The organism is Flavobacterium sp. W1B (genome assembly GCF_047344965.1).
Classification (GTDB): Bacteria; Bacteroidota; Bacteroidia; order Flavobacteriales; family Flavobacteriaceae; genus Flavobacterium.
This window is the reverse complement of sequence record NZ_CP178845.1, coordinates 207,489-233,298: the sequence shown is the minus strand read 5'-3', so window position 1 is coordinate 233,298 and position 25,810 is coordinate 207,489. Positions and strand designations below refer to the sequence as shown.

Genomic DNA, 25,810 nt, shown 5'->3' with positions numbered 1-25,810 from the left:
AACCGATATAGAAAAATGAATATATTAGATGACTTAAAATTACAATACAAGCTGGGGGGCATAGTCAATAGGTTAATCTATTGGAATGTTGGTTGTTTTTTGGTTTCCTTAGTTTTTTTCTATCAATTTAAGAGCGGTTCGTTTAATTTTCCTAGTTGGATTGCGCTTTCTTCGGAACCTTCTGATTTTGTCTTAAAGCCTTGGACATTATTAACCTATGCTTTTTTTCACAGTGGATTCATGCATTTGCTGTTTAATATGATTATTTTAAATTTTTCCAGTTCGTTATTTTTGACTTTTTTTACCCAAAAGCAATTTCTGGGATTGTATATTTTAAGCGCCATATTTGCTGGGATTTGCTTTGTATTGGGGTATTATTTTTTGAATTTAAGTGCTTCTATTGTTGGTGCATCAGCAGCAATTATGGCTATTCTAGTTGGTGTCACTACGTACCAACCTTTGATGAATGTGCGTTTGTTACTGATAGGGAATGTGAAGCTTTGGCACATTACGGCTCTGATTCTTATTCTGGATTTAATGCAGTTTAGATTGGATAATACCGGAGGCCACCTATCTCATTTAGCAGGTGCTTTTTTTGGTTTTGTGTATATTAGATTATTACAAAATGGAACCGATATGAGCAAAGTTGTAACGGTAGTAATCGATTTCTTTGCCAATTTATTTAAAAAATCCCCAAAGACTCCTTTCAAGAAAGTACATAAGAATTATAGTCGCCCTGTAGAAAAAACGGCGTCGAGAATCATAACAAAAGACAAACAACAGCAGCAGATTGATGAGATTTTAGATAAAATTAGTCAATCAGGTTATGATAGTTTGACAAAAGAAGAAAAAGAGTTTTTGTTTAAAGCAGGTAAATAAGATTTTTTGGATAAATTTCTAAAATAAAATAGACAGAAAAGCGTTAGTAATTAATTAGGGAATTAACTGAATAAACATAATATGAAAAACCTTTCATGGTTCAATAGAGGGATGTTTGGTTTGAACATTATTCTGACAATAGTTACTTTTATTACTTATGTTTTGCCTTTTTTGGCACCAAAAATATTTCCTATTTTATCTGTTTTAACACTTTTCATGCCTTTGTTTTTTATACTCAACGGCTTGTTTTTTGTGTATTGGGCCATTCAATTCAAAAAACGAATGATCATTTCAGGTTTGGTTCTTTTGATGGGAATTACTTTTATTAATAAATTCTACAAGTTTTCTGCCGAAGAGTATCCTCAAGACGAAAAGAACTTCATTGTTATGAGTTACAATGTGCGCTTGTTTAATCTATTTAAATGGTTAGATAAAGACAATGTAGCTGGTGAAATCTTGGCTTTTATAAATGAAAAAAACCCCGATATTTTATGTATTCAGGAATATTCTACTTCGGCAAATATTGATCTGAAAGTGTATCCCCATAAATATATTTTTATGGAAGGGAATAAAATCAAGACAGGACAAGCTATTTTTTCTAAATTTCCCATTATAGCTCAAGGAAATATCGTTTTTCCTAACTCTAACAACAATGTTGTTTATGCTGATATAAAGAAAGGAAAAGATATTATCAGGGTTTATAATATGCATTTACAGTCGATAAAAATTTCTCCTGACGTAAATGAAATTTCCGATAATATTGATGTTATTAATAAAGATAAGTCCCAATTATTGCTGATCAGAATCAGTAAGGCTTTCAAGCAACAACAACAACAAGCGGAAATCTTCAAAGAACATAAAAGAAAATGTGTTTATCCTATAATTATTTGTGGGGATATGAATAACAGTGCTTTTTCCTATGTTTATAGAAGTATCAAAGGAAAGCTAAAGGACAGTTTTGAGGAAGCTGGAACGGGATTTGGACAGACTTATAAGTTCAGGTATTATCCGGCAAGAATTGATTATATCTTTGTAGATGAGAAAATGAAGGTCAAAAAATTTGAAACCTTTCCAGAGTTCGAAAATTCAGATCATTATCCTATCATGGCCCAAATGTCTTTAGAATAAGAAGATTTGGGTTTTTATTTGATTAGAAGTTTTTGGTTTTTCAAATAATCAATGGCGAATTTACCTTCATTAAAAAGCAAATCAAGAACACTTAAATTATTGATAAAACCATGCTTGTCATCAAAAACTTGTGGGTAAGTTTCGAATGAGGAATTGTCTTTTTTTCCATTTGCCAAAAATCTAAAATCTAGAATTTCTTTTGGATCAGTTTCATGAAAGTATTCCGTTGTAGTTTCGAAGTCAAATTTCATTCTTAGACACTTGGAGATTATTTCTAATGTTTCAAAGTTTAAATCTAATAGGAAAGTATGTTTTTTTTCAAAAAAAGGGCGGATATCGTCTTCAAAATATTCAAAGAATGGAGAGCTTCTATAAGCTGCTTCCAGAGATTTGAAATGTTGTTTTTGCCAATCAGAATCATTCTCTATTTGAATCTCCTTTGTTTTTTGGTGACCCAGTTTCGAATGTCTTATGGGAATGTTTAATAGTTGTATTCCGTTAGGACTATAAATATAAGTGCGATTGCGATTCGTTTGTTTCTGGAAATTATCTTCCACTTCAAAAACTAATTTATCAGCCTGAATGATTGCTGCGAAATGGCTAATAGACGGGAAATAACTAGGGTGGAGTAGGGTATTCATTTGTGATTTGGTTATTTGTTTTCTGTTAATTTGGTCAATTGGAAATTTCGGAGACCATTTAGCTTATTGGTGACACTTTCGATAGCTATTCGCAATTTTAGATAGTCATTTTCAGAAATAAAATTTAGTTCATACGATAATATTAATTGATTCAGTGCTTCAACTGTAGAACCGAATGCCATTGTAGTAAAATGAGCTTTGTCTTTATAAGAGTTCCTCGCTGAACCCTCAGCAATATTTGAGCATATCGAGACAGAAGCTCTTCGTAATTGAGAAACTAATCCAAATTTTTCAGAATCAGGAAATATAGCGGTTAAAGCATAAATTAATTTGGCAAATTCTTTTGCTTCATTCCAAACTTCTAACTTTTCAAATGAATAGGTATACATTTTATCTGTTTTAATTTGGTTATTTTATATTAAAAGTAAACAATTTTAAAATAACCAAATTCACAAATAGTCAGATTAACTTTTTTTCTCTTTTCTTTTTTTCCAAAAATATTCTCCAACAAAGAAGGCTGCTAAAGCGATAAGGAAATATTTGAAATAAGATTGAGGCTGTCCTTCGCCGTTTACGGTTGTAAATACTCGGTCCCAGCGTACTTTATTCAAGCCTTTTCCATTAGTGTCCCAGCTCATCCAGATGAAAATTGGTTTTCCTACAATGTGATTTTCCGGAACATAACCCCAATAACGACTGTCTTCAGAGTTGTGGCGATTGTCCCCCATCATCCAATAGTAGTTTTGTTTGAAGGTGTAATTAGTAACCACTTTTCCGTTCAATCTAATTTCGTCTCCATTAACTTTTAAATCATTTTTATCACCATTGTCATTCATCTCATAATCGGTGATGATTCTTTTGTAAAAAGGCAATGTTGCGGTTGTCAAGGCTACAGTTTTTCCTTTTTGGGGAATATAAATTGGACCTAGGTTATCTTGATTCCATTTGTTAATATGTGGAAAAATGCCGTCTTCTGTGCCTTTTGCAATGATTCTTGTTACAGCTGTTATTCCTGGAACATTTCTTAATCTTTCTGCTCCAGCGGTAGTTAATGCGCGGAATACTAAAGTGTCTTTTGATTCGCTTTTATAGCCCACATCATCAGTTATATCCATTTCTCTTAACAGATATTCAAAATCAATAGGGGTTTTTCCATCTAAGGCAACAGCATAGGAGAATTGAGGCTTGGCTCTTTCTGGGAGTTCTAATATTTTTCCGTCGATATAAACCATACCGTCTTTAATGGATAGGCTGTCTCCAGGAACACCAACGCATCTTTTTACATAATTTGATTTTTTATCGATAGGTTTTATTACGCCGGGTCTTCCTTTAGGTTCAAAAAAATAACGAACGGTATCTACTGGCCAATTAAAAACGACAATATCGGTACGTTTAATGTCTTCAATTCCCGGTAATCTTAAATAGGGAAGTTCTGGCCAATTTAGATAGGATTTCTTTTTGGTAAGTGGAATGGAGTCATGAACCATTGGTAAAGCAACTGTAGTCATAGGGACTCTGGCGCCATAATTCACCTTACTTACAAATAAAAAATCGCCAATTAATAGTGATTTTTCCAGTGAAGAAGTAGGGATTGTATAAGGTTGTATAAAATAGGTGTGAACAAAGGTAGCTACAATAACGGCAAAAAGTAAGGAGCTGATTGTATCAGCAGTTTTGTTTTCGGGATGTAAACTTCTATCTGCTATATAATCTAATTTTTGAGTGTAATTGACGTAGTAAATATATAATCCACAAGTAATTATTCCAAGAAAAGTATCCAAGCTGGATTTTTTGCCAAAGCTTCTTAATGTTTCTACCCAAATAACAGGAAACATAATCAAGTTGATTATTGGAATAAAAAGTAATAGTGTCCACCATGTTGGTCGACCAATTATTTTCATTAAAACAATTGAATTGTATACCGGAATTGCTGCTTGCCAACGTTTTCTTCCTGCCGCTTCATATAATTTCCAGGTTCCTAAAAAGTGAACTATTTGGATTAATAAGAAAAATACAAACCATTGATATAGTGTCATAATAAGTTTATTTGGTTAATCGTTTATTTGATGATTAGATAGCGTTTTATTGCATTCGGTTAAGTGAATTAATTAAATTCTAATACATCTTTCATTGTAAAAACACCCTGTTTCCCAACAATCCACTCTGCGGCAATTACAGCGCCCAAAGCAAATCCTTCGCGGTTATGAGCTGTATGTTTTATTTCAATAGAATCAACAGCTGAATTGTAAGTCACGGTATGTGTTCCCGGAACGGTTCCAATTCTCTTGGCATCTATATGTATTTGATTTTCTGTTGGATTTTCGAGTGTCCAATCTGTATAAGCGCTGTTTTCGATAACGCCTTTTGCCAGTGAAATAGCTGTTCCGCTTGGAGCGTCTAGTTTTTGAGTATGATGAATTTCTTCCATCTCAACACGATAGCTGTCCAGTTTAGACATCATTTTGGCTAGGTATTCATTCAGTTCAAAGAAAATATTTACTCCTAGGCTAAAGTTTGAGCTAGATATAAATGCTCCGTTTTTTTCGGTACAAAGAGCTACCATTTCGTCATAATGTTCTAGCCATCCGGTTGTTCCTGAAATTACGGGTACATTATTATGAAAACAATTTGAAATATTACTTACTGCTGCTGCTGGAATACTGAAATCTATGGCTACATCAGCATTCGAAAGACCTTCATAGGTATTATGTTCGTCTTTCTTTAAAACGATTTCATGTCCTCTTTCAATGGCAATTCGTTCAATTACCTGTCCCATTTTTCCGTATCCTAAAAGAGCAATTTTCATTTTGTATTTATTTTTTGAATTAAAGCGTATGCTTAAGTGAACAATATTTTAGATGGACTAAAAAGTATAATTAAGAGTTAGTCCAACATTAGGTTTAAATGTTACATCATTGGGGTAAATAGCCGGTTTTAGGGATAAGTTTTCGTCAACATTAAATTGTATTAATGCAGCATCAACATTGGCATCAATGATGTTTAATACGTAAAAGCCCAAGGTTACTAATGCCGATAAATCTCGGTTACGCTGATAAAACTTCTGACCGGCAATCAATCTATTATTGTCTAAATAACTAAAGTTATCATCTGTGTAACCTTCTAGTCTTCGTTTATAGGCATCTCTATACTGATGGTATTTTTTATTATTATCTAGGTAAAAATAAAGACTGGTTCCCATGGCGCCATAGACAAGAGGGATTTTCCAATATTTTTTATTGTATGCTTGACCTAAACCCGGTAAAATAGCCGAGTAAAATGCGGCCTTTGCGGGAGTCAAAGGATCTATGTCGTTTGATTTAAGGCTGTCTTTGGCCACTAGAACGGTATTCGTTTTTGCTTGTGCAAAAACGCCTGTGCTCCCTAGAATAAAAAGAAATATTCCTATGGAAATAATTTTATTCACTATGCCTTTATTAATTCGATTATTCTGTTGAAATCTTCTTCAGATTGAAATGGAATTGTAATTTTTCCTTTTCCGTTGCCAGCTACTTTTACCTCAACTTTGTTTCCAAAATAATTTGCAAAAACCTTTTTCTGGTCCTCGTCAATTTCGAAAGAAGTCGATTTTGCTTTGGCAGCCGGTTTAGGTTTTAAGCTTTCCTGATAGTTTTTTACCAAGGTTTCGGTATCACGAACAGAAAGATTTTGGCTAACAATTTTTTGATAAATATTTGCTTGTGCGTCTAAGTCTTCAATGTTAATTATGGCTCGACCGTGACCCATGCTGATAAAACCATCACGAATCCCGGTTTGAATGATTGGATCCAGTTTTAAAAGACGTAAATAATTGGCAATAGTGGAACGTTTTTTCCCCACTCTGTCGCTCATTTGTTCTTGAGTCAACTGAATTTCATCCATCAATCTTTGGTAAGAAAGGGCAATCTCTATAGGATCTAAATCATGACGTTGGATGTTTTCAACCAAAGCCATAACCAAGGATTCATTGTCATTTGCGATACGAATATAGGCTGGAACCGTACTTAATCCAACTAAAGTAGATGCGCGCAGACGACGCTCACCCGAAATCAGTTGGTATTTGTTAAAGTCTAATTTTCGAACCGTTATCGGTTGGATAACTCCTAATTCTTTGATGGAAATAGCCAGTTCTTTTAATGATTCTTCATTAAAATTACTTCTAGGTTGAAACGGATTGATTTCTATAGCATCAATTTCAAGCTCTATTATGTTTCCAACAACTTTATCGGCATTTTTATCGTTTACTGATTTTATATCGTTTTCCGGATCTTTTAATAATGCAGATAACCCTCTTCCTAAGGCTTGTTTTTTTATTGCTTTTGCCATAAAATTATTTGCTGTTTTTCTTTATAATTTCCTGAGCTAAATGTAAGTAGTTTGTGGCTCCTTTGCTGGTTGCATCATAGTTAATAATACTTTCCCCAAAACTAGGTGCTTCACTCAATTTTACATTTCTTTGGATAATGGTATCAAAAACCATGTCGTTAAAATGTTTTTGTACTTCTTCTACAACTTGGTTTGAAAGGCGCAATCTAGAGTCAAACATAGTCAATAACAATCCTTCGATATCTAACTCGGGATTATGTATTTTTTGGATGCTTTTTATGGTATTCAATAATTTGCCTAAGCCTTCAAGTGCAAAATATTCGCATTGAATAGGGATAATTACAGAGTCAGCAGCCGTCAATGCATTCAAAGTAAGCAGACCAAGAGAAGGCGCACAATCGATTAATATATAATCATATTGATCTTTCACGCTTTCTAATGCTTTTTTTAGCATATATTCTCTGTTCTCTTTGTCAACCAATTCTATTTCGATAGCAACAAGGTCAATATGAGCCGGAATTAAATCTACGTTTGGAGCGGAACATTTTATAACAGCTTCCATAGGGGTGTGGCTGTGTTCCAGAATTTGGTAAGTTCCAATTTCTACACCATCCACATCTATTCCTAATCCTGAGCTAGCATTTGCTTGAGGATCAGCGTCAATAAGTAATACTTTCTTTTCTAAAACTCCAAGGGAAGCGGCAAGATTTACAGATGTTGTAGTTTTTCCAACTCCTCCTTTTTGATTAGCAATCGCAATGATTTTGCCCATTTGTTTTCTAAATTTTGAACCGTAAAAATACAATTAAATATGGTTTTTGAAAATCTATTTTGTTAACATTTGTTAATGACTGATTTGTCGCCTATTGTCTAATTGTGGATTTGTTTTTTTGTGTTTCGTTTTTCTTTGGAAATAAAGAAAAGTCATAAGGTAAATAATTTAATTGGAGGAGGTTGTCTTTAATTTTGGAATAGAATTCATTTTCTTATTAATAATTCAAATTGATGTTCGTTTTAATCGTTATAAATGCGAAAAATTTAGGTGTTTAATTTTTTGTTTTTCGAAAAAGGGTGAGTTGGTAATATGTTGATTAGATATGATTTATGTTGTAAAAATCTTTGTTTAAAATTGGTTTATTTGCTGTAAACTGCTTAACTTTAGATGATAAGATCGCGGTGCAGAAGAATTTTATATTAGAGATTTTTCAATTTAATAAAGCGATGTATGAAAATCTTACTAGTTGAATACAAAAAAAGAATTGTTGGAAGCCATTGCTACTTTACTGAAAAAGGTGCGGTTTATCGTTGAAACTACAAGCGACTATTAGGCCGCATTAGAAAAAATGGCTGTTTTTGAATACGATTGTATTTTGTTTGATATTATGTTGTCTGGAAGAAATGGACTTCAGCTTTTGGAAAACTCAAAAAATGTGGAAGTTCAGAAAATGTAATTTATAATTCTTTCCAATTTTGAGTTGTTGTATAATACTTAATATTTAAATAAGATGAAATACTCAAACAGCATGTCTTTAAAAAAAGCAGCATTATTGATCATATTTATGTTTTTAAATCTAGTTGGCTATGCTCAGACAGATAGCACAAAGGTTCTTCCTGATAAAGTTAGACATGTCGAGCCTCTTTACATAGATTTAGTACGGGATCTTGGTGCTAGAAAGGGAGAAAAAGAACTTAATGTAGCTGCAGATTTTAAAAACACCAACAATTATAATCAATACGGTGTTTTAGCTGAATATGAATTTGCACCTATAAATCGCTTAGGACTTGAAGCTGAGGCTGATTTTTCATTCTATAAAAGAACAGATCCTGCTAACGAAGTGCCGAATAATAAATTAGAAAATTTGAAGTTATCGGCGCAGTATTCGTTTTATGTTTCGCTAAAGCACAAAACTACTTTGGCTATTGGTTATACTCACATATTTGAATTTACGGATTTTAGAAGTTACAATAACAGTAGATTTATAACAGAAATGATTTACAGTCCGTTTTTTATTGCAGCAAAACGTTGGGGGGATAATTTTCATGTATTGGTATTTACTGGTCCGTTAATTGGACACAATTTTGCCAGACGTTCTACCGATGTAGATTGGCAAATTAATACTTCCTTAGATTACAGTATTCCAAATAGTCACAATTTTGTTGGTATTGAATTTAATAAGGAAATAATTGACGGAAAATTTAAAATGACAATGCGTCCGCAAACGAAAATACAGATAAATAAAGAGTTAGCAATCGGTTTTGTAGTAGGTTTCCCTATGAATAACGACGAGCAGAAAGTTAGTTCCTTTTTCAGGCTTATATATGTACTAGCGGATTAATTAGCTAATTATTTCAAAAAAAGTACTTTAAAGATATAAAAAAAGCCGAACAATAATGTTCGGCTTTTGTCGGGGTGGCAGGATTCGAACCTGCGGCCTCCTGCTCCCAAAGCAGGCGCGATAACCGAGCTACGCTACACCCCGTAACGCTGGTGCAAAGATAGAAATATTTTTTATTCAAACAAGATAAAAATAAAAATAGGAGAATATTATTTCGGAATAGCCAAAATTGATATTTTTTTAGTGGTATTTTTTATTAAAAAACTACATTTGTATCTAGAAAAATAAATATAAAACATACTATGTCTGATACAATTGAAAAAATCAAATGCCTTATTATAGGTTCTGGACCTGCAGGTTATACTGCTGCTATTTATGCTGCTAGAGCAAATATGAATCCTGTTTTGTACCAAGGAATACAACCGGGAGGACAATTAACAACTACTAATGAAGTGGAAAATTTCCCTGGTTATGTTGATGGTGTTACTGGACCTGAGATGATGGTTCAATTGCAAGCGCAAGCACAACGTTTTGGGACAGATGTTCGTGATGGTTGGGCTACTGAAGTTTATTTTTCAGGTGATGTGCATAAAGTTTGGATTAACGGCACTAAAGAATTGCATTGTGAGACAGTAATAATTTCAACTGGAGCTTCAGCAAAATATTTAGGATTACCATCAGAGCAGCATTATTTAAAAATGGGTGGAGGAGTTTCTGCATGTGCTGTTTGTGACGGTTTTTTCTATAGAAATCAGGAAGTTGTTATTGTTGGTGCTGGAGATTCAGCTTGTGAAGAGGCGCATTACTTATCTAAACTTTGTAAAAAAGTTACCATGCTGGTTAGAAGTGAGAAATTTAGAGCCTCTAAAATCATGGAAGAGCGTGTTAGAAAAACCGAGAATATCACTATATTAATGAATCACGATACGGTGGAAGTTTTAGGTGATGAGCAAGTGGTTACAGCTGTTAAAGTATTGAATAAAAACACAGGAGAAACTTCAGTAATTGAAGCTACTGGTTTCTTTGTAGCTATTGGTCATAAACCAAATACCGATATCTTTAAAGATTATATTACGCTAGATGAAACGGGATATATCAAGAATGTACCTGGGACTGCAAAAACTAATATTCCAGGTGTTTTTGTAGCTGGAGATGCTGCAGATCATGTATATCGTCAGGCAATTACTGCTGCAGGTACAGGTTGTATGGCGGCACTTGATGCTGAAAGATATTTAGCTTCTAAAGAATAGTTGTATTTGATAATTTATCAATTAGCATTTGTTTTCAAGTTAAAAGAGGTTAATTGATTTGATTATTTTAAAAAAATAGGCATCTAAAAATATTTTAGATGCCTTTGTTTTTTTGTCAATCTTTAAAAAGATATTAGGGTGTTTTCAGGGTGTGTTTTATTTAATTATGCGAAATACTTCCTCCAGAACTAGATCTTTTCTCGATTGATTTAGGTATAGTATTGTAAGAAATGCTACTTCCGCTGGAAGCTCTGGCATTTAATTTCACAATAGGATGAACGCGAATTGTAGAGCCACTGGACGATTTTGCTTCTATATCATTTGCTAATAAATGAGCTCCGTCTATATTACTTCCGCTAGAAGCCGTAGCCTTAAGATTAAGTGCCATACCAGCTATGGATATTGTACTTCCACTACTGGATTTGCAATTTATATAATCTGATTTTACATTTAAATTTATAGAGGACGCACTCGATGTTCTAAGGTTGATGTTTTCTCCTTTTATCGTATTAATGCTATTTATCGATGAGGCACTAGAAGCACTCAGTTCTTCAATAATCGGCATTCTAACGGTTACCTTTTTGGATTCAATATTAACAAAAGAATTATAATCACAAGCTACAATTAAGACACCGTTTTCTACTTTTGTAGTTATATTTTTTTGTAAATTATCATCAGCTTCTACAATGACTTCTGTTTTATCTGATTGTTCAATGACAAGATCGATGGCATTACTTACTTCGACACTTTTGAAATTTCGAGAAACCTCTCTTTTCTCTGTTGTTACATTTCCGCTTCCTTTTATGGATTTTATGTTTATCGAATGGTTACAGGATGCAAACAGCAGAGCCGTTAAGGTAACCAGAATGAACTTTGTGATGATTGTGATGATTTTTAACATGACTATTTCGTTTTAATGATTATGCCGTCTTTGTTTATTTTCAACTCTTTTATTTCATTGTTCGACTTAATAATAGTGTCATTTGTTATGGAGATTCCATTTTTATCTATTGTTACTGATGTTTTTGCGTTATTTTCAGAATCAATTTGGTCATCATTGTATTCATTTTCATCTATCGGACAGTCCAAACATTTTACTTGTAAATCCATTACTTTGTAAAGGTATTTGTCCGAGCCTTCATTCAGATTGAAAAAATCATCATCTGATCTGTCGTAGTTTTCTACGCTTGAATCAACTTTGAATAAAATTCCTTCTGGCAAGTATAAAGTAATTTCTACTTGTTGATCACGAAATTTATTTTTTAAATCGGTTAATAAATAATTATCCAAAGTTAATTGATTTCCTTCAATTTTATAGCTGTATTTTATTTGTTCAGCCCTTTGTCTGGCTTCTGATAGGGATTTTCCTTTTGCTTCTTTCTCAATTTGGATGTAAGGCAATTTTTCATCAGTCTTTTTTATTCTCAGACTAATTTCGTTAGAATAGATTACATCTGTGTTGGCAGAATCTTGAGTTATCTTGAAATCATTATGATTATCAATGCCTTTTGCGTAATAATCATTATGTTTGAATTTAATTAAGAGCGTGTCATTGGCTTTTAAAATAATATTTTCTTTTTTAACCACTCTTCCGTCAGCAGCAAATGCGGTTGCTTGTTTTATTCCGATTGAAATAGCCAGTGAAATAGCAATTAGCCAGATAGCCAATAGGGTATATTTGGCAATGCTTCCGATTGATTTCATATTTGGAGCCAATAATTTAAATCCTAATACTACTAAGAAAAAGAACGGAATTCCTACAGCAAAGAACATCAGTAAACCAAAGGACCAAATTGGGTAGTCGGTAAAATTTCCTGCCTCAATAAAACCTTGCCAAGGGAAATCGATTAATACATTTGAACCTAATGTAAAAACGCCTATTAGCAAGAATACAAGTATAGTTAATCCGGTCATTATTAAAATTACCCCAAGAAATTTGGCGAAAATTTTGAATACAGACATGATAAAATCTCCAAAAGAGCTTCCTAGTTTTTCGGCACCGGTTTTTATTTGGTTGCCATATTTGTCGTAATCGACATTTTTTAATTTACCAGAAACGTTTTCAAATTCTTCTCTGACTTTTTTTTCGATATTTGAAATGTTAACTGGTTCACCGGTCATTTCTAATTTTTCGGATGTTGTTATCGCTTCGGGTGTTACAATCCATAAGATGATATAAGCAATAATTCCTGTTCCAAATCCGGCAAAAACCAAAAGAATAAGTACGATTCGAATCCATACGGCATCAATCCCAAAATAATGACCCAAACCAGACGCTACGCCTCCAATCATTCCTTTTTCTTTATCGCGGTACAGTTTTTTAGTTCTTCTCGTTGTGTTGTCGCTATAATTTTGAGAAGATTTATTGTCTTCTTCAATGATGTAATCTTCCGGTTGTCCCATTACAGCAATAACCTCATCAACATCTTTCAAACCCACTACGTGTTTTTCGCTTTTTTGCTTTTCGTTCAATAATTCCGAAACGCGCATTTCGATATCTTTTATGATTTCTTCCTGTCCGGATGAATTATTTAAGGAGCGTTTTATGGCGTCAAAATAACGGGTTAGTTTTTGGTATGCATCTTCATCTATATGAAAGAACATTCCGCCTAGATTTATATTTACAGTTTTGTTCATGGCTATTATTTTTGGTTTGTTATTAGGTTTACGGCATCAGATAATTCAGTCCAAGTGCCATTAAGTTCTTTTAAAAATGTGTGTCCTATTTCAGTTAGACCATAATATTTTCTTGGTGGTCCAGATGTTGATTCTTCCCAACGGTAGCTTAGCAATCCGTCATTTTTAAGTCGAGTTAATAATGGATAAATGGTTCCTTCCACGACTAATAATTTTGCGTTTTTTAATGTGTCTAATATCTCCGAGGTGTATGCATCTTTTTCTTTTAGTACCGATAAGATGCAAAACTCGAGAACACCTTTACGCATCTGGGCTTTTGTGTTTTCAATGTTCATAATTCGTCTTTTTTGATTTTTGTGTTGATTAAACTATTCATTTTTTGATTGATGATTTTTATTGTGAGGAACGAAACGATCTTCATTCTCTATCTTCCGATTTACTTTATAAATGGAATTGTAATTGGATACTTGTATTTTTCGCCATTTGATGTTTTTATTGAGGCATAAATGATCAAGAAAAACTCAGCTATTTTTAATGCGAAAAATAGTAGAGCAGCAATTATACCTGCGGTGATTAACCCAATACTGTTTTCAAAGTTTAAATTGTTAATGATAACATCATTGTCATTTATGATGGCGTTGAACGGAATGTTTTTGAATATTGTGATAATGAAAATAGGTACTGCTATGACGATAAGAATTAATGAATATAGCAACAAACTCAGTTGAAAATTGATCACTTGTTTTCCGTTATAATCTACAAATTCAGATTTGTCTTTTTGTGAAGACCATATTAATATTGGAAAAATATAATTTCCAAACGGAATGAAATATTGGGTTAATGTGCTCAGATGAGTAAATGTGGCGGTGTTTCTTTTTGTAGTTGTTTCCATTTTGATTATTTTTTGATGATGATTAAAATCCTAAAGCACAATCTATTTCAGTACCTAGTAATTTCTTATACAAATATATATACAAAAGACAGTATCGTGTATCGCATAGTAGTGTAAATTAACAAATTTTTAACAAATTGTTTTTATATGTACGCATAGTATAATTTTGTATATTAGCCAAAAAACCAGTGATAATGAAACTTAACGCATCAAAATTGAATAAATTTTTGTTTTTCAAATTACCTTCGGCATTTATATGCGGAGTGAGGGTAAAAGAAATTGAGGAAACCCATTGCGTCGTTTCTGTAAAGCACCGCTGGATAAACCAAAACCCATTTAACTCGATGTATTTTGCTGTGCAAGCTATGGCAGCCGAATTAACAACTGGAGCTTTAGTGATGTATCAAATTCAAAAAAGTGGAAAAAAAATATCGATGTTAGTTGCAAATAATAAAGGAAATTTCACCAAAAAAGCAACGGGAAGAATAACTTTTGTTTGTAAAGACGGAGATTTAATAGAACAAGCCATTCGACAAACAATAGCTACTGGAGAAGGACAGACTTTCTGGATGAAATCTATCGGAACCGATGAGAAAGGAAACCAAGTGTCTGAAATGGATTTTGAATGGAGCGTTAGGGCGAAATAAATAAAGGGGATTTTAATTGTATAATTTAATTTCTCCAAATTAGGATTTCAAAACTCCATATTTAGTATTTGTGGTTTTAAAAATTTGGAACAAAAAACAATCTAGTTACTATAAAAAAAACTATTTCCCAGCTGGGATATAAAAATGATAAAAAAAACGCCTCATTTCTGAAGCGTTTTTTTTATGAATGAATCAAATTATGCTTTTTTCGAACAGCATTTTTTATCTTTTTTATCGTTCGTAGCTACTTCGCATTTTTTTCCTTCAGATTTGCATTTAGCTTTTTCATCTGCTGTCATTTTTTTTGCACAACAAGACTCTTTTTTTGCTTTTTCTTTTGTGTCTGGTTTAACTTCTTGTGCGCTAACATTAATTGTAAATAAGGTAATTGCTAAAAGGGCAAGTATTTTTTTCATTTTTCAAGGTTTTTTCTGTTAAAACTTAAATTACTAACTCAAATATATGAATAAAAAAACTATTTAAGATGAACTAGTTAGGTTAATGTTTTCTTAAGAATTTCAAGTTTTTATTTAGATTTTTGTTTGTTTAAATAGAACTGCCTATATATAGACAGTTCTATTTTTTTTATACCTAATGAATAATTATTTTTTTGCTGAATTCTCCTTTTTCAGTTATGATTTTTACAATGTAAACTGCTGAACTGATGTTTTTAATTGGGATTTGTATGTTGTTCTGTTTGTTGTTTTTAATTTCCCAATTCCCAAGATTTTGTCCTAATAGGTTAAAAAGGTAGGCTTTAGTTACTTTGGTATCAATTAAATTATTCTGAATATTTAGCATTTTATTGGTATTTGTATAAAAGATAATTATTCCTTCATCAGGGATAACTTCGTCTACACGATGTGTTTTGTCCATAAATTCTAATGAGAATCGTTTATTGTATTCGCCTATCGGAAGTGAAATGCTAAAAGCTTTATCTCTAATGTTGTGATAAATTTTAGTTTGATTGTCATATAAATAAATCTCGAGAGTATTAGGGATGTTTTCTAAGGCATCAATTTTGATTGTAGATACCCCTTCTTTAGCCACTGTAATGCCTAAAGGAATTATTTGGTCGTTATTTAGGTTTGGTATTGCTTGAATTACTAATGGTCGATTGTTTAAATCCCAATACATATCATTTTTATTCAAGTCAATCATTGGAGCGTCATAACCAATGTCAAATTGATTTGTTGTATTACTATCAGCTCCAAGTAATAACTGTCTGTGGGTACCAATAGGAGAGTTAAAACCTAACCTTATTTTTAATCTTTTATCTTGAGTTGCATTTTCTTCTTTTGTTCCAGCTGTTTTCATGAACAAGGAACTCCCTAAGGCTTCTCTTGCAAATGCTCGCTGACTATTTTTAAAATTGATATAGCCTGGCGTTGTAGCGGACGCGATTGAACCTGGTGTTGATGGATCTGGTGTTGCATCCACAAAAAAAGCTTGCCCTACGGGGATATAGCGTCCAGGCGTTCTTGATCCCGGATTGCTTGTACCTGAAGTTAAGATGGAGTCATCAATTGCAGGTGTCCCTCCAAGTAAAGAATAAGTAGCATAACCTCCCTCATATTGGGCTAGTATATGGTTATTGGATAAACCGAAATGATCCCAAAAATAAAGGATTCCATTAAATGTACTAATTGAACCAGTACAACCGGAACATCCATTCAAGTTGTTTTTTATGAATTCATCAGCATCAAGGGCACTAGGATAAGGGTTTCCTATCAAATAAGTTTGATCAACGGTTAGAAATGAGGTTTTAATATCTCCCGAATTGGGTTTGCCCACAAAAACATAATTTTGCTTTGCATCAATAGCCGCTGTCCCACCGGTTCCTTTCATGCTAAATCCATCTCCTGTTTTTATTATACTTGCACTACCGACGAGCTTCCATTGGTAAAAGTTATCCCATTCGGAATTTGAAACAGGCGTGGTTGCATTATAGGTCAATATCCATCGGTTACTTATTTTTATAGGTGAGGAAAGTGCTCCGTCAGCAAAACCGACTCCATCTCCAAAAGTGATTGTTTTTGGATTAGCGGAATCTGTTCCGTCTTTTAAAATACTTGAAATAGTGTAAGGCGAATTATTGGCACCTCCACGAACACTTACAGGTGATGTCCAATAATTGTAATTGAAACTATTTTTTTGACCTTGTTGATCCCTTTCTATATAGCCTGAACTGGCTTCGTCAAAAATACTTTCATTGTATTGTTGTGGATAAGGATAATACCTTTTTTGAAGAAGTTGTGATTCTCCAATTAAATCAATAAATCCATCTAATTTTAAATAATGAGTTAACCAAAGCATATGACCACTGTTTTTTTCATCTTGCACTCCAGGGGCGACAACTTTTAGCTTTGTATTTGTATTAGTAATCAGGCCTAACAAAGTTATGTCTTTATCGTCTGAGTTTAAATTATGGGATGCCACTACAATATTCCAATCAATTTGTTGCCCATTTATTCCAGTACTATTCGGGTAATCCCAAACTGTGCTGCCGTATAGCCAAGGAGTACTTGATAAACTTCGGTCCTTCCAATTACCATCTCTAATAGTTACATATGGCAATGGAGCTGTTTTTGATTGAGTCGTTGTTATATTTTTAAGTCTTCCATCGACGCCTACGCCGCCAAAAGGTTTTAAATAACCACAACTTATATCGTTCATCCTGTAGTATCCTTTCAAGTTTGACCAAGTTAGCCCATTAACATCAATAGGGATAATGACCCCTCTTACTTGAGTTCCATTTGAGTTAATTTCTTGATTCATCATTTGATGCAGTTGATCTGGAGAAAGAGCAATATTCCAAATTTGGAGTTCTTGCATCCAGCCACTATAATAATTAATAGGTTCATTTGGGTTTCCATTTCGATTCATTGCGCCCAAAATACAATTTAAGTTGTTGGTTGCTGGGGCGCTACCAGAAGCTGAGGCAATCTCGATTCCGTCAATGTATAATTTATAAGTCGCTCCATCATAGGTAACTCCTATGTGATACCATCTAGAAGTATTTATTGGATTAGTTGATTTTAGGGTTCCTCCATTATTCCAGTTAAATGAAATATAATTATTGTTGTCAAGTCTTAAATCATATCCATTAGCGGCAGAAAGATTATCTCCATTTCTTTTTGAAAAGATGGCTTGAATGGATGTTCCTGAAGCTGGCTGAGTTTCTGGTTTTATCCAAACACTAATTGTAAATGGACTTGTAAGGTTGTAATTATTACTAAAATTCACATGGTCGTCTTCACCATCAAAATCAACCACATTACAATTTTCCAATGTGACTTGAACATCATCAGTGCACCCAGCAACAGTCCATCGAAGTGTATAAGTTCCGGCTGTACCTGTAAATGTTGCTTTTGGATCATTTACATTAGAGAAACTGCCTAAACCGCAACCACCTGTTGAAGAAGCAATGGACCAGGTGCCTGTTTGTCCCGTTCCGGGATTATTACTATAAGCATCAAGAACTCCTGGGTATGCTCCATTAGTTTTATTCTCAGAAGCAGTTTTAGTATTGTCATATGCGTTTAATGTTGCTGTAGTTCCTCCGCATTTTCCTGCTACAGAACTAACATCTAACCCTGCATAAGAATAATTTACTTTGACTGTTGCTATGGCTGTGCCTGATGGATCATAAGCTCTGCAGCCATTAATTAAGCTGGTAGCTCCATATTGATGAATACCTGGGGATGAGGGAGTAAAAGTGTACGCAACATCAATTGTTCCAGATGCAAGTGGTGGTATATTTGGTTCACCAATACCGTCCGTCCATTCTAATTGGTCACTATAAGGTTTTACTGGTATTGTGATATTATCTATTGCCCATGCACTTTCATCAGTGGTTCCAAAAAAGGTCCATTTTACTCTTACATTATCATTTCCAATATAGTCAGATATGTCAAAGGAAGAGTTGTCATTTTGAAAATTAAAATAAGTAGTTGTAGAATTATTGGATTTTGGTGCTTGATAAGGATAAGGAACTGGAGCTCCATGAGTATCTCCCCAAGCAAGAGCATGTGGACTAGTTCCTATTAAGTCTTGCAATACAATGGTATAGGTTAGCCCGCCATCCAAAGACAGTTCTAATTTAGCAATGTCTCCTGCATGTAAATTATAGGCTTGGTCAAAATCAACAGAGGCGGTTTTTAATCCGACAAGGCTAAAAATAGGTGTTTCTAAAGTGGTAGGATTTCCCGGAGGGAATGCAGCTATATAAGCGGCACTATTGTAATTTCCATGAGCGATACCAAATTTAAGATTATTAGAATTATACTCAATTTTATAGTTCGTACCAACAGGATGGTTATTAGTGCCCGACCAATTGTTAAATTTAGTGTTATTACCTGCGGCAGTCCATTGTGCTCCTGCAGTTTTGCCATCTATTTTCCATTGAGTGGGATCCCATTTATTAGGGAATTGGCCAGTATTAAAATCTCCACCATCGTCTGCCACTGATGCAGAATTATAACCATTATGAGCTATTAAGGTGATTGGAGCATTTAAGCATATAACAAAATTATTCTGTTCTAGAATTGGGGGAACATCTGGAGGGATTGCGTGTATATTAACCATGTTTGAATATTCAGTACAGTTTCCCACTTGTACTAAGACTCTAAATAAAGTAGATTTCGTATTTTGAAAGTTAAATACAGTATTGTAGGTAGGGGCAGTATTTGGGATTATGCCCCACGCTATACTACCAGCTTCAAATTTTTCCCACTGTATTATAGTTCCAATCTGTCCCGATAAATTAATTGTTATTGGATTCAAATCGTCCGGACAGGATGTTATAGCTATATTATCAGTTGCAGTTGGTAATGGATTTATATTGTTGATATAACCTGAAAGAGTTCCCCCAGAAATAGCTGGGGCAGTCAATGTTAAATTTTGTGTTTGTGTTGTTATATTCCCATTTCCGTCATTATAGGTCCAGGTAATCATTTTTGTTCCTTGAGTTGTATAAGGAAAAGTAATATTAGGGGTTCCATTTATACTGCCAGTACAGTTATCAGTTGCTGTTGGGGGAATTAAATTGTCTATTTGACAACTTGAAAAAGTTAATGCAGACAGATTGGATATGATTGGAACCGGTGCTGTTATGTCTTTAATAATGATATTTTGATTAGCGAACGTTTCATTTCCACTACTGTCTTTAAAGGACCAATGTATTACATATGTTCCTTGCGTATTGTAAGTAATAGGATCTCCTGTTGTAGCAGTTACGGTGCCATCGCAATTATCAGTAGTAGTTGGATAAGGAACAGTAATTGAGCATTGTGCTGTGATGTTAGCTAGTGAGGGAGCTGTCGGTTTTTCATTATCATTTACTATAACAGTCATGATGTCTGTAGCTGTTCTTCCACTACTATCGGTTATAGTATAAGTTATTGAGGTTGTCCCTTTATTAAATGTTTTAGTGCCTACTTGATTTGTTCCTGTTGGAAGAGAATTGGCTATCGTTGCTCCAGTCATGCTCCAAGTCAGTTTAGCAACTGAACAATTGTCGTTTGGTAAAGCATTGATAATGGTTATAGCAGCACTACAATTACCAGTACCGTCAATTGATGTTGTTGTGATTACATCACTTGTAGCAATTACTACTGGGTCAATATTATCGTTTACAGTAACTGTTTTTGAACCTGTACTTATATTTCCAACTGCATCGGTAACGGTATAGTTTATTGTAGTAACTCCTTTGTTAAAGGTATAAGTTCCTACTTGTCCAGCAGTTGTTGTTTTAGTTGTAACTCCGCTAAGAGTGTAAGAAATAGTTGCGCCTGTACAGTTATCAGAGAAAGTAGCAGTTGTTACAACTACCGAAGCTGTACAACTAGCAGTTGTATTGGCAGCTTGGTCGATACCTACGGTTAATGTAGGGGGAATGTTATCGGCTATTGTGACGGTTTTTGAACCTGTAATTATGTTTCCAACTGCATCGGTAACAGTATAATTAATAGTTGTTACTCCTTTATTGAAGATATAAGTTCCTACTTGTCCAGAAGTAGTTGTTTTTGTTGTAACTCCACTAAGAGTATAAGAAACAGTTGAACCAGTACAATTATCTGAAAAAGCAGCATCTGTAACGGCTACTGAAGCGGTGCAGAGCCCGACATCGGTGTTAGCGGTTTGATTTGCTCCAGCAGTTAAAGTTGGGTTGCTGTTATCGGTTATAGTTATGGTTTTTGAGCTAATAATTGTATTTCCAACTGCATCGGTAACTGTATAGTTTATTGTAGTAATTCCTTTGTTAAAGGTATAAGTTCCAACTTGTCCAGAAGTTACTGCTGTGACTGTAGCACCACTTAAAGTGTAAGAAATAGTTGAGCCTGTACAGTTATCTGAAAAAACGGCATTTGCCACAGCTACCGAAGCAGAACAAGATCCTATAGCTGTGTTAGCAGTTTGATTTGCTCCAGCAGTCAGTGTTGGATTGACATTATCGTTTACAGTAACTGTTTTTGAACCTGTAGTTATATTCCCAACTGCATCGGTAACGGTATAGTTTATTGTAGTAACTCCTTTATTAAAGGTATAAGTTCCTACTTGTCCAGAAGTTCCTGCTGAGATTGTGGCACCACTTAAAGTATAAGAAATAGTTGAGCCAGTACAGTTATCCGAGAAAGTAGCATTTGTTACAGCTACCGAAGCACTACAACTAGCAGTTGTATTAGTAGTTTGGTCGATACCTGCGGTTAATGTTGGGGGAATGTTATCGGTTACTGTGATGGTTTTGGAACCAATGGCTGTTCTTCCAACTGCATCAGTTACTGTATAATTAATAGTTGTTACACCTTTGTTAAATGCATAAGTCCCTACTTGTCCCGAAGTAATTGCTTTTATAGTTACTCCACTTAAGGTATAAGAAATAGTTGAACCAGTACAATTATCTGAAAAATTAGCGTCTGTCACAGCAACCGAAGCGCTACAAAGTCCAGCATCGGTATTAGCCGTTTGGTTTGCACCAGCAGTTAATGTAGGATTGATATTATCGGTTACAGTAACAGTTTTTGATCCAGTTGTAGTGTTTCCAGTTGCATCAGTTGTAGTATAGTCAATAGTTGTTACTCCTTTGTTAAAGGTATAGGATCCTACTTGTCCAAGAGTTGTTGTTTTGATTGTCGCTCCGCTAAGGCTGTAAGAAATAGTTGAACCAGTACAGTTATCTGAAAAATTAGCGTCTGTCACAGCAACCGAAGCGCTACAAAGTCCAGCATCGGTATTAGCCGTTTGGTTTGTACCAGCAGTCAGTGTTGGATTGATATTATCGGTTACAGTAACAGTTTTTGATCCAGTTGTAGTGTTTCCAGTTACATCAGTTGTAGTATAGTCAATAGTTGTTACTCCTTTGTTAAAGGTATAGGATCCTACTTGTCCAAGAGTTGTTGTTTTGATTGTCGCTCCGCTAAGGCTGTAAGAAATAGTTGAACCAGTACAGTTATCCGAGAAAGTGGCATTTGTTACAGCTACCGAGGCTGTACAACTAGCATTTGTATTGGCAGTTTGGTCGATACCTACGTTTAATGTTGGGGGAGTGTTATCGGTTACTGTAATGGTTTTGGAACCAGTAGAGGTTCTTCCAACTGCATCAGTTACTGTATAATTAATAGTTGTTACTCCCTTGTTAAAGACATAAGTTCCTACTTGTCCAGCAGTGGTTGTTTTAGTTGTAACTCCGCTAAGAGTATAAGAAATAGTTGAACCAGTACAATTATCTGAAAAAGCTGCATCTGTAACCGCTACCGAAGCAGTACAAAGTCCCAGATCAGTATTAGCAGTTTGGGTAGCACCAGCTGTTAGGGTAGGGTTGTTATTATCGGTAACGGTAACAGTTTTTGATCCAGTTGTAGTGTTTCCAGTTTGATCAGTTGCAGTATAGCTAATAGTTGTTATTCCTTTGTTAAAGGCATAAGTTCCTACTTGTCCAGCAGTAGTTGTTTTAGTTGTAACTCCGCTAAGAGTATAGGAAATATTCGCTCCACTACAGTTATCTGTAAAAACCGCATCAGTAACAGCAACCGAAGCCGTACAAAGTCCCAGATCAGTATTTGCAGTTTGGTTAGCGTCAACTGTTAGGGTAGGGTTGCTATTGTCGGTAACAGTAATTGTTTTAGAACCAGTAATTGTATTACCAGTATTATCGGTAACGGTATAATTAATAGTTGTTACTCCTTTGTTAAATACATAAGTTCCGACCTGATCAGCCGTTACAGTTTTAGTTGTAGCCCCACTTAAAGTGTAAGAAATAGTTGAATTAGTACAGTTGTCTGAAAAAATAGCGTCAGTAACAACAACCGAAGCGGTACAAAGACCTGCATCGGTATTAGCAGTTTGATTGGCTCCAGTAGTTAAAGTTGGAAGAGTTGTGTCTCCAACGGTAATTGTTATAGGACTTGTATAGGCTGAGTAACAAGCTACACCATTCAAAGTTGATACGGTTCTTCTTTGATAACTAGTTGTTGTAGTTAAAGTTGGAGGGCTATAAGTTGCAGCAGTAGCGGCTGGGATAGTTACAAAACTACCGCTTGCATTGGTTTGCCATTCATAAGTAATTGTACCATCTCCATTTCCATCTGTAGAAGTAAGAGCAGCAGGAGCTGTCCCACTACAGATAGCTTGTGCACTACTTATAGAACCCGATGTAACTAAAGATTGTACAGTAATCGTTTTTGTTTCTGTATTGCTAAAACTACTACCATCAGTAACACTAAAAGAAATACTATATTGACCTGATAGTGTTGGTATGAATGAGGTTGAAGTTGAGGTGCTATTGCTGATTGAAACAGCATTATTGTTTGGATCTTTTACCGTCCAAAGATAAGTTACTGCTCCATTAGGAGTTCCGGTGTATCCCCCAGTTAGAGATATGTTTGTTCCATTGCAAATAGTTGATGTGAAATCTGGAGGACTCATAATGTTGGCATTAAGGGTTCCTGTACCTGCCACTATTTCACCAAAAGTCAAGACATTTCCACTACTGCCATTACATACTGCAATAAGTTTATTATTAATGTATATTTCTGTATTGTTAGAGCATGCGCCTGAAATATTCCCTCCCGAATCAACTTTAATAACAGCGTTGTTGGGTAAATATAATTGGGTTTTTTGAGTACTAAAATTTAAAATTCCTGTAGAAGTGAGGTACAAAAGAGTAGTGTTTAGACTAATTTGTTTAGGATTTGAGCCTCCTTGTAAATTTAAAGTACCATTAACTATTAAATCTCCCATCGAAGCTGTAGAAAGATTAGTTGAAACTGTAATTGTATGAGTCGCTTGAATCACTACTGAATAAGATCCTGTGATTTCTCCTGGGTAGTTAGATGCATCGACCCAAGCTCCATTCCAAGTAAGCCAAGATGAAGCCGAGTCCCAATTTCCATTTATTTTCGATTGAAAATCACCAATAACTTGTCCGAAATTATAAAGAGAATTTAACAGTAATAAAATTATGAAGAAGTATTTTTTTTTCATGATGGTCTACAGTTTTTGAATCAAACAGTTTTTTGTTAAATACAGTAGCTAAGGATATTCGCAATAATCTTAGAATCGGAATATTGTTTTGTATGAAAAAGTCAAGCATTTATTTTAAACTCATTTTAATTTTTACTTAAAAAATAATCAAGATAAATCAATTAAGAATTAAGTGTTTTAATTTTTTTTAATTGATGTTTTTAAATGTATGTGTCTTAAAATTAACTAATTATGGTTATTTTTTTAAAAAAATCATTTTTTTTTCGATAAAAGGGTTTTATCCGCGACAAACTACATGTTTTAACAAGTTTAAGATTACTTTTTAATAATTAATAGAAGACTACTATTGAAAATGGCATGTTAAATTTTCTATTTTTAAATGAATGAATTTTTCTAGGGATTTTGCTAATAAAGAAAATGATATTGCGTTTTTTAAAATAATTATAAATACCTTTATATTAACTATTTAAGATAAAAAAGATGAAAGCATATCAATTATTTTCTCCAGAAATAGTAGGCTCTATAGAATTGAAAAATAGAATTGTTATGGCGCCGATGACCCGATGTAGAGCAATTGAAAATATCCCTAACAAACTGATGGCGGAATATTATAAACAACGTTCAAATGCGGGATTGATAGTAACAGAAGGAACATCACCATCTATCAATGGCCTCGGATATGCCCGAATTCCGGGGATATTTAGTGAGAAACAAGTTGAAGGATGGAAAATTACGACAGCTGCAGTTCACAGCAACGGAGGTAAAATAATAGTTCAGTTGATGCACTCTGGGAGAATCAGTCATTCGCTTAATTTACATAAAGAAGCTCAGGTTCTCGCTCCGTCTGCAGTAAAAGCTGCTGGGCAAATGTGGACCGATTTAAAAGGAATGCAAGATTTTGATGTTCCAAAAGAAATGACTCTTCAAGATATTATCCATGCTAAAACAGAATATGTCGCGGCCGCCGAAAATGCTTTGTTTGCCGGCTTTGATGGGGTTGAATTACATTCGGCAAATGGTTATCTTTTAGAAGAATTCCTCTCGCCCATAAGTAATATCCGGCAAGATAATTATGGCGGAAGTATCGAGAACCGATGTCGGTTTGTAATTGAAGTAGCCGCTGCTGTTGCAAATGCCATTGGAAAAGATAAAACAGGAATTCGTTTGTCTCCCTATGGAGTAGCGAGTGATATGCCTCATTATCCTGAAATAAATGCCACCTATGATTATCTTTCTAAAGAACTTAATAAATTAGATATTGCTTATATTCATCTAGTCGATCACTCTGCAATGGGTGCTCCGGTTGTTCCTTTGGAAATTAAAAAAACGATCCGAGATAATTTTAAAAATACTATTATCCTTTGTGGTGGATATGACAAAGAAAGTGCTGAAACGGTTCTTGAAAGCGGACTTGCTGATTTGGTAGCTTTTGGAAGACCATTTATTAATAACCCGGATCTTGTTGAAAGATTTAAAAATAATTGGCCCTTATCAAAGGATCTCAATATGGATTTGTTTTACACTGCTGATGAAAAAGGATATACTGATTATCCATTTCATAAAAATGATTAAAAAATTTTGGTTAACAGTGGTT

Annotated in this window: 19 protein-coding genes and 1 tRNA gene; 6 read left to right on the top strand and 14 right to left on the bottom strand. The window is 34.3% G+C overall.

Features of this window, described 5'->3' with window-relative positions; translation table 11 throughout:
* Positions 1 to 15: 15 nt before the first annotated feature.
* Positions 16 to 879 carry a rhomboid family intramembrane serine protease gene (locus ACMDB5_RS00995; protein WP_413999180.1) on the top strand — a complete coding sequence of 288 codons (864 nt, stop codon included), beginning with the start codon at positions 16 to 18 and terminating at the stop codon, positions 877 to 879.
* Positions 880 to 960: 81 nt separating this feature from the next.
* Positions 961 to 2,007, top strand: coding sequence for an endonuclease/exonuclease/phosphatase family protein (locus ACMDB5_RS00990; RefSeq protein WP_413999179.1), 1,047 nt, complete (start codon positions 961 to 963; stop codon positions 2,005 to 2,007).
* 14 nt (positions 2,008 to 2,021) lie between these two features.
* On the opposite strand, the gene ACMDB5_RS00985 is transcribed toward ACMDB5_RS00990, so the two are convergent.
* The 7 genes from ACMDB5_RS00985 to ACMDB5_RS00955 form a co-directional block, all read right to left on the bottom strand.
* Complete coding sequence (locus ACMDB5_RS00985; RefSeq protein ID WP_413999178.1) at positions 2,022 to 2,648, bottom strand: WbqC family protein; 627 nt, start codon at positions 2,646 to 2,648, stop codon at positions 2,022 to 2,024.
* Positions 2,649 to 2,659: 11 nt separating this feature from the next.
* Positions 2,660 to 3,037 carry a four helix bundle protein gene (locus tag ACMDB5_RS00980; protein WP_413999177.1) on the bottom strand — a complete coding sequence of 126 codons (378 nt, stop codon included), beginning with the start codon at positions 3,035 to 3,037 and terminating at the stop codon, positions 2,660 to 2,662.
* Positions 3,038 to 3,112: 75 nt separating this feature from the next.
* On the bottom strand, positions 3,113 to 4,684 hold the full coding sequence (gene lepB, locus ACMDB5_RS00975) for a signal peptidase I (RefSeq protein ID WP_413999176.1): 1,572 nt from the start codon (positions 4,682 to 4,684) through the stop codon (positions 3,113 to 3,115).
* Between the two features lie 68 nt (positions 4,685 to 4,752).
* On the bottom strand, positions 4,753 to 5,454 hold the full coding sequence (gene dapB / locus ACMDB5_RS00970) for a 4-hydroxy-tetrahydrodipicolinate reductase (protein ID WP_413999175.1): 702 nt from the start codon (positions 5,452 to 5,454) through the stop codon (positions 4,753 to 4,755).
* 57 nt (positions 5,455 to 5,511) lie between these two features.
* Positions 5,512 to 6,072: a DUF5683 domain-containing protein gene (locus ACMDB5_RS00965; RefSeq protein WP_413999174.1), complete on the bottom strand. Its 561-nt coding sequence runs from the start codon at positions 6,070 to 6,072 to the stop codon at positions 5,512 to 5,514.
* A complete protein-coding gene (locus tag ACMDB5_RS00960) occupies positions 6,072 to 6,971 on the bottom strand; it encodes a ParB/RepB/Spo0J family partition protein (RefSeq protein ID WP_413999173.1) in 900 nt (299 codons plus the stop codon). Before ACMDB5_RS00960 ends, ACMDB5_RS00965 begins: the two co-directional genes overlap by 1 nt.
* A 4-nt stretch (positions 6,972 to 6,975) precedes the next feature.
* Positions 6,976 to 7,743 carry a ParA family protein gene (locus ACMDB5_RS00955; protein ID WP_413999172.1) on the bottom strand — a complete coding sequence of 256 codons (768 nt, stop codon included), beginning with the start codon at positions 7,741 to 7,743 and terminating at the stop codon, positions 6,976 to 6,978.
* Between the two features lie 733 nt (positions 7,744 to 8,476).
* Between ACMDB5_RS00955 and ACMDB5_RS00950 the strand changes: the two genes are divergently transcribed.
* Positions 8,477 to 9,307, top strand: a complete 831-nt coding sequence (locus ACMDB5_RS00950) for an HAEPLYID family protein (protein ID WP_413999171.1) — start codon at positions 8,477 to 8,479, stop codon at positions 9,305 to 9,307.
* Between the two features lie 69 nt (positions 9,308 to 9,376).
* Here the strand turns inward: ACMDB5_RS00950 and ACMDB5_RS00945 are convergent.
* Positions 9,377 to 9,451, bottom strand: a tRNA-Pro gene (locus ACMDB5_RS00945).
* Positions 9,452 to 9,609: 158 nt separating this feature from the next.
* On the opposite strand from ACMDB5_RS00945, the gene trxB reads away from it, so the two are divergent.
* Positions 9,610 to 10,557, top strand: a complete 948-nt coding sequence (gene trxB, locus ACMDB5_RS00940; RefSeq protein WP_413999170.1) for a thioredoxin-disulfide reductase — start codon at positions 9,610 to 9,612, stop codon at positions 10,555 to 10,557.
* A 160-nt stretch (positions 10,558 to 10,717) separates the two neighbouring features.
* Here the strand turns inward: trxB and ACMDB5_RS00935 are convergent, their stop codons facing one another.
* From ACMDB5_RS00935 to ACMDB5_RS00920, 4 genes are all read right to left on the bottom strand, one after another.
* Positions 10,718 to 11,458, bottom strand: a complete 741-nt coding sequence (locus tag ACMDB5_RS00935) for a head GIN domain-containing protein (RefSeq protein WP_413999169.1) — start codon at positions 11,456 to 11,458, stop codon at positions 10,718 to 10,720.
* Positions 11,459 to 11,460: 2 nt separating this feature from the next.
* Entirely contained in the window at positions 11,461 to 13,194 is a 1,734-nt protein-coding gene (locus ACMDB5_RS00930; RefSeq protein ID WP_413999168.1) for a PspC domain-containing protein, read from the bottom strand.
* Between the two features lie 5 nt (positions 13,195 to 13,199).
* A complete protein-coding gene (locus tag ACMDB5_RS00925) occupies positions 13,200 to 13,529 on the bottom strand; it encodes a PadR family transcriptional regulator (protein ID WP_413999167.1) in 330 nt (109 codons plus the stop codon).
* 101 nt (positions 13,530 to 13,630) lie between these two features.
* Positions 13,631 to 14,086, bottom strand: coding sequence for a DUF4870 domain-containing protein (locus tag ACMDB5_RS00920; RefSeq protein WP_413999166.1), 456 nt, complete (start codon positions 14,084 to 14,086; stop codon positions 13,631 to 13,633).
* Between the two features lie 194 nt (positions 14,087 to 14,280).
* Between ACMDB5_RS00920 and ACMDB5_RS00915 the strand changes: the two genes are divergently transcribed.
* Positions 14,281 to 14,733 (top strand): DUF4442 domain-containing protein, encoded by a 453-nt coding sequence (locus tag ACMDB5_RS00915; RefSeq protein WP_413999165.1) that lies wholly within the window; start codon positions 14,281 to 14,283, stop codon positions 14,731 to 14,733.
* A 197-nt stretch (positions 14,734 to 14,930) separates the two neighbouring features.
* On the opposite strand, the gene ACMDB5_RS00910 is transcribed toward ACMDB5_RS00915, so the two are convergent.
* Together ACMDB5_RS00910 and ACMDB5_RS00905 are read right to left on the bottom strand one after the other, a co-directional pair.
* Positions 14,931 to 15,149 (bottom strand): hypothetical protein, encoded by a 219-nt coding sequence (locus ACMDB5_RS00910; RefSeq protein ID WP_413999164.1) that lies wholly within the window; start codon positions 15,147 to 15,149, stop codon positions 14,931 to 14,933.
* 175 nt (positions 15,150 to 15,324) lie between these two features.
* Positions 15,325 to 24,216 carry a LamG-like jellyroll fold domain-containing protein gene (locus ACMDB5_RS00905; protein ID WP_413999163.1) on the bottom strand — a complete coding sequence of 2,964 codons (8,892 nt, stop codon included), beginning with the start codon at positions 24,214 to 24,216 and terminating at the stop codon, positions 15,325 to 15,327.
* 480 nt (positions 24,217 to 24,696) lie between these two features.
* On the opposite strand from ACMDB5_RS00905, the gene ACMDB5_RS00900 reads away from it, so the two are divergent.
* Complete coding sequence (locus ACMDB5_RS00900; protein WP_413999162.1) at positions 24,697 to 25,788, top strand: alkene reductase; 1,092 nt, start codon at positions 24,697 to 24,699, stop codon at positions 25,786 to 25,788.
* Positions 25,789 to 25,810: the final 22 nt, after the last annotated feature.

Bases quoted from the DNA above. Each gene is read 5' to 3' on its own strand.
- ACMDB5_RS00995 (WP_413999180.1), top strand. From the start codon at position 16: ATGAATATATTAGATGACTTAAAATTACAATACAAGCTGGGGGGCATA.
- ACMDB5_RS00990 (WP_413999179.1), top strand. From the start codon at position 961: ATGAAAAACCTTTCATGGTTCAATAGAGGGATGTTTGGTTTGAACATT.
- ACMDB5_RS00985 (WP_413999178.1), bottom strand. From the start codon at position 2,648: ATGAATACCCTACTCCACCCTAGTTATTTCCCGTCTATTAGCCATTTC.
- ACMDB5_RS00980 (WP_413999177.1), bottom strand. From the start codon at position 3,037: ATGTATACCTATTCATTTGAAAAGTTAGAAGTTTGGAATGAAGCAAAA.
- lepB (WP_413999176.1), bottom strand. From the start codon at position 4,684: ATGACACTATATCAATGGTTTGTATTTTTCTTATTAATCCAAATAGTT.
- dapB (WP_413999175.1), bottom strand. From the start codon at position 5,454: ATGAAAATTGCTCTTTTAGGATACGGAAAAATGGGACAGGTAATTGAA.
- ACMDB5_RS00960 (WP_413999173.1), bottom strand. From the start codon at position 6,971: ATGGCAAAAGCAATAAAAAAACAAGCCTTAGGAAGAGGGTTATCTGCA.
- ACMDB5_RS00955 (WP_413999172.1), bottom strand. From the start codon at position 7,743: ATGGGCAAAATCATTGCGATTGCTAATCAAAAAGGAGGAGTTGGAAAA.
- ACMDB5_RS00950 (WP_413999171.1), top strand. From the start codon at position 8,477: ATGAAATACTCAAACAGCATGTCTTTAAAAAAAGCAGCATTATTGATC.
- trxB (WP_413999170.1), top strand. From the start codon at position 9,610: ATGTCTGATACAATTGAAAAAATCAAATGCCTTATTATAGGTTCTGGA.
- ACMDB5_RS00935 (WP_413999169.1), bottom strand. From the start codon at position 11,458: ATGTTAAAAATCATCACAATCATCACAAAGTTCATTCTGGTTACCTTA.
- ACMDB5_RS00930 (WP_413999168.1), bottom strand. From the start codon at position 13,194: ATGAACAAAACTGTAAATATAAATCTAGGCGGAATGTTCTTTCATATA.
- ACMDB5_RS00925 (WP_413999167.1), bottom strand. From the start codon at position 13,529: ATGAACATTGAAAACACAAAAGCCCAGATGCGTAAAGGTGTTCTCGAG.
- ACMDB5_RS00920 (WP_413999166.1), bottom strand. From the start codon at position 14,086: ATGGAAACAACTACAAAAAGAAACACCGCCACATTTACTCATCTGAGC.
- ACMDB5_RS00915 (WP_413999165.1), top strand. From the start codon at position 14,281: ATGAAACTTAACGCATCAAAATTGAATAAATTTTTGTTTTTCAAATTA.
- ACMDB5_RS00910 (WP_413999164.1), bottom strand. From the start codon at position 15,149: ATGAAAAAAATACTTGCCCTTTTAGCAATTACCTTATTTACAATTAAT.
- ACMDB5_RS00905 (WP_413999163.1), bottom strand. From the start codon at position 24,216: ATGAAAAAAAAATACTTCTTCATAATTTTATTACTGTTAAATTCTCTT.
- ACMDB5_RS00900 (WP_413999162.1), top strand. From the start codon at position 24,697: ATGAAAGCATATCAATTATTTTCTCCAGAAATAGTAGGCTCTATAGAA.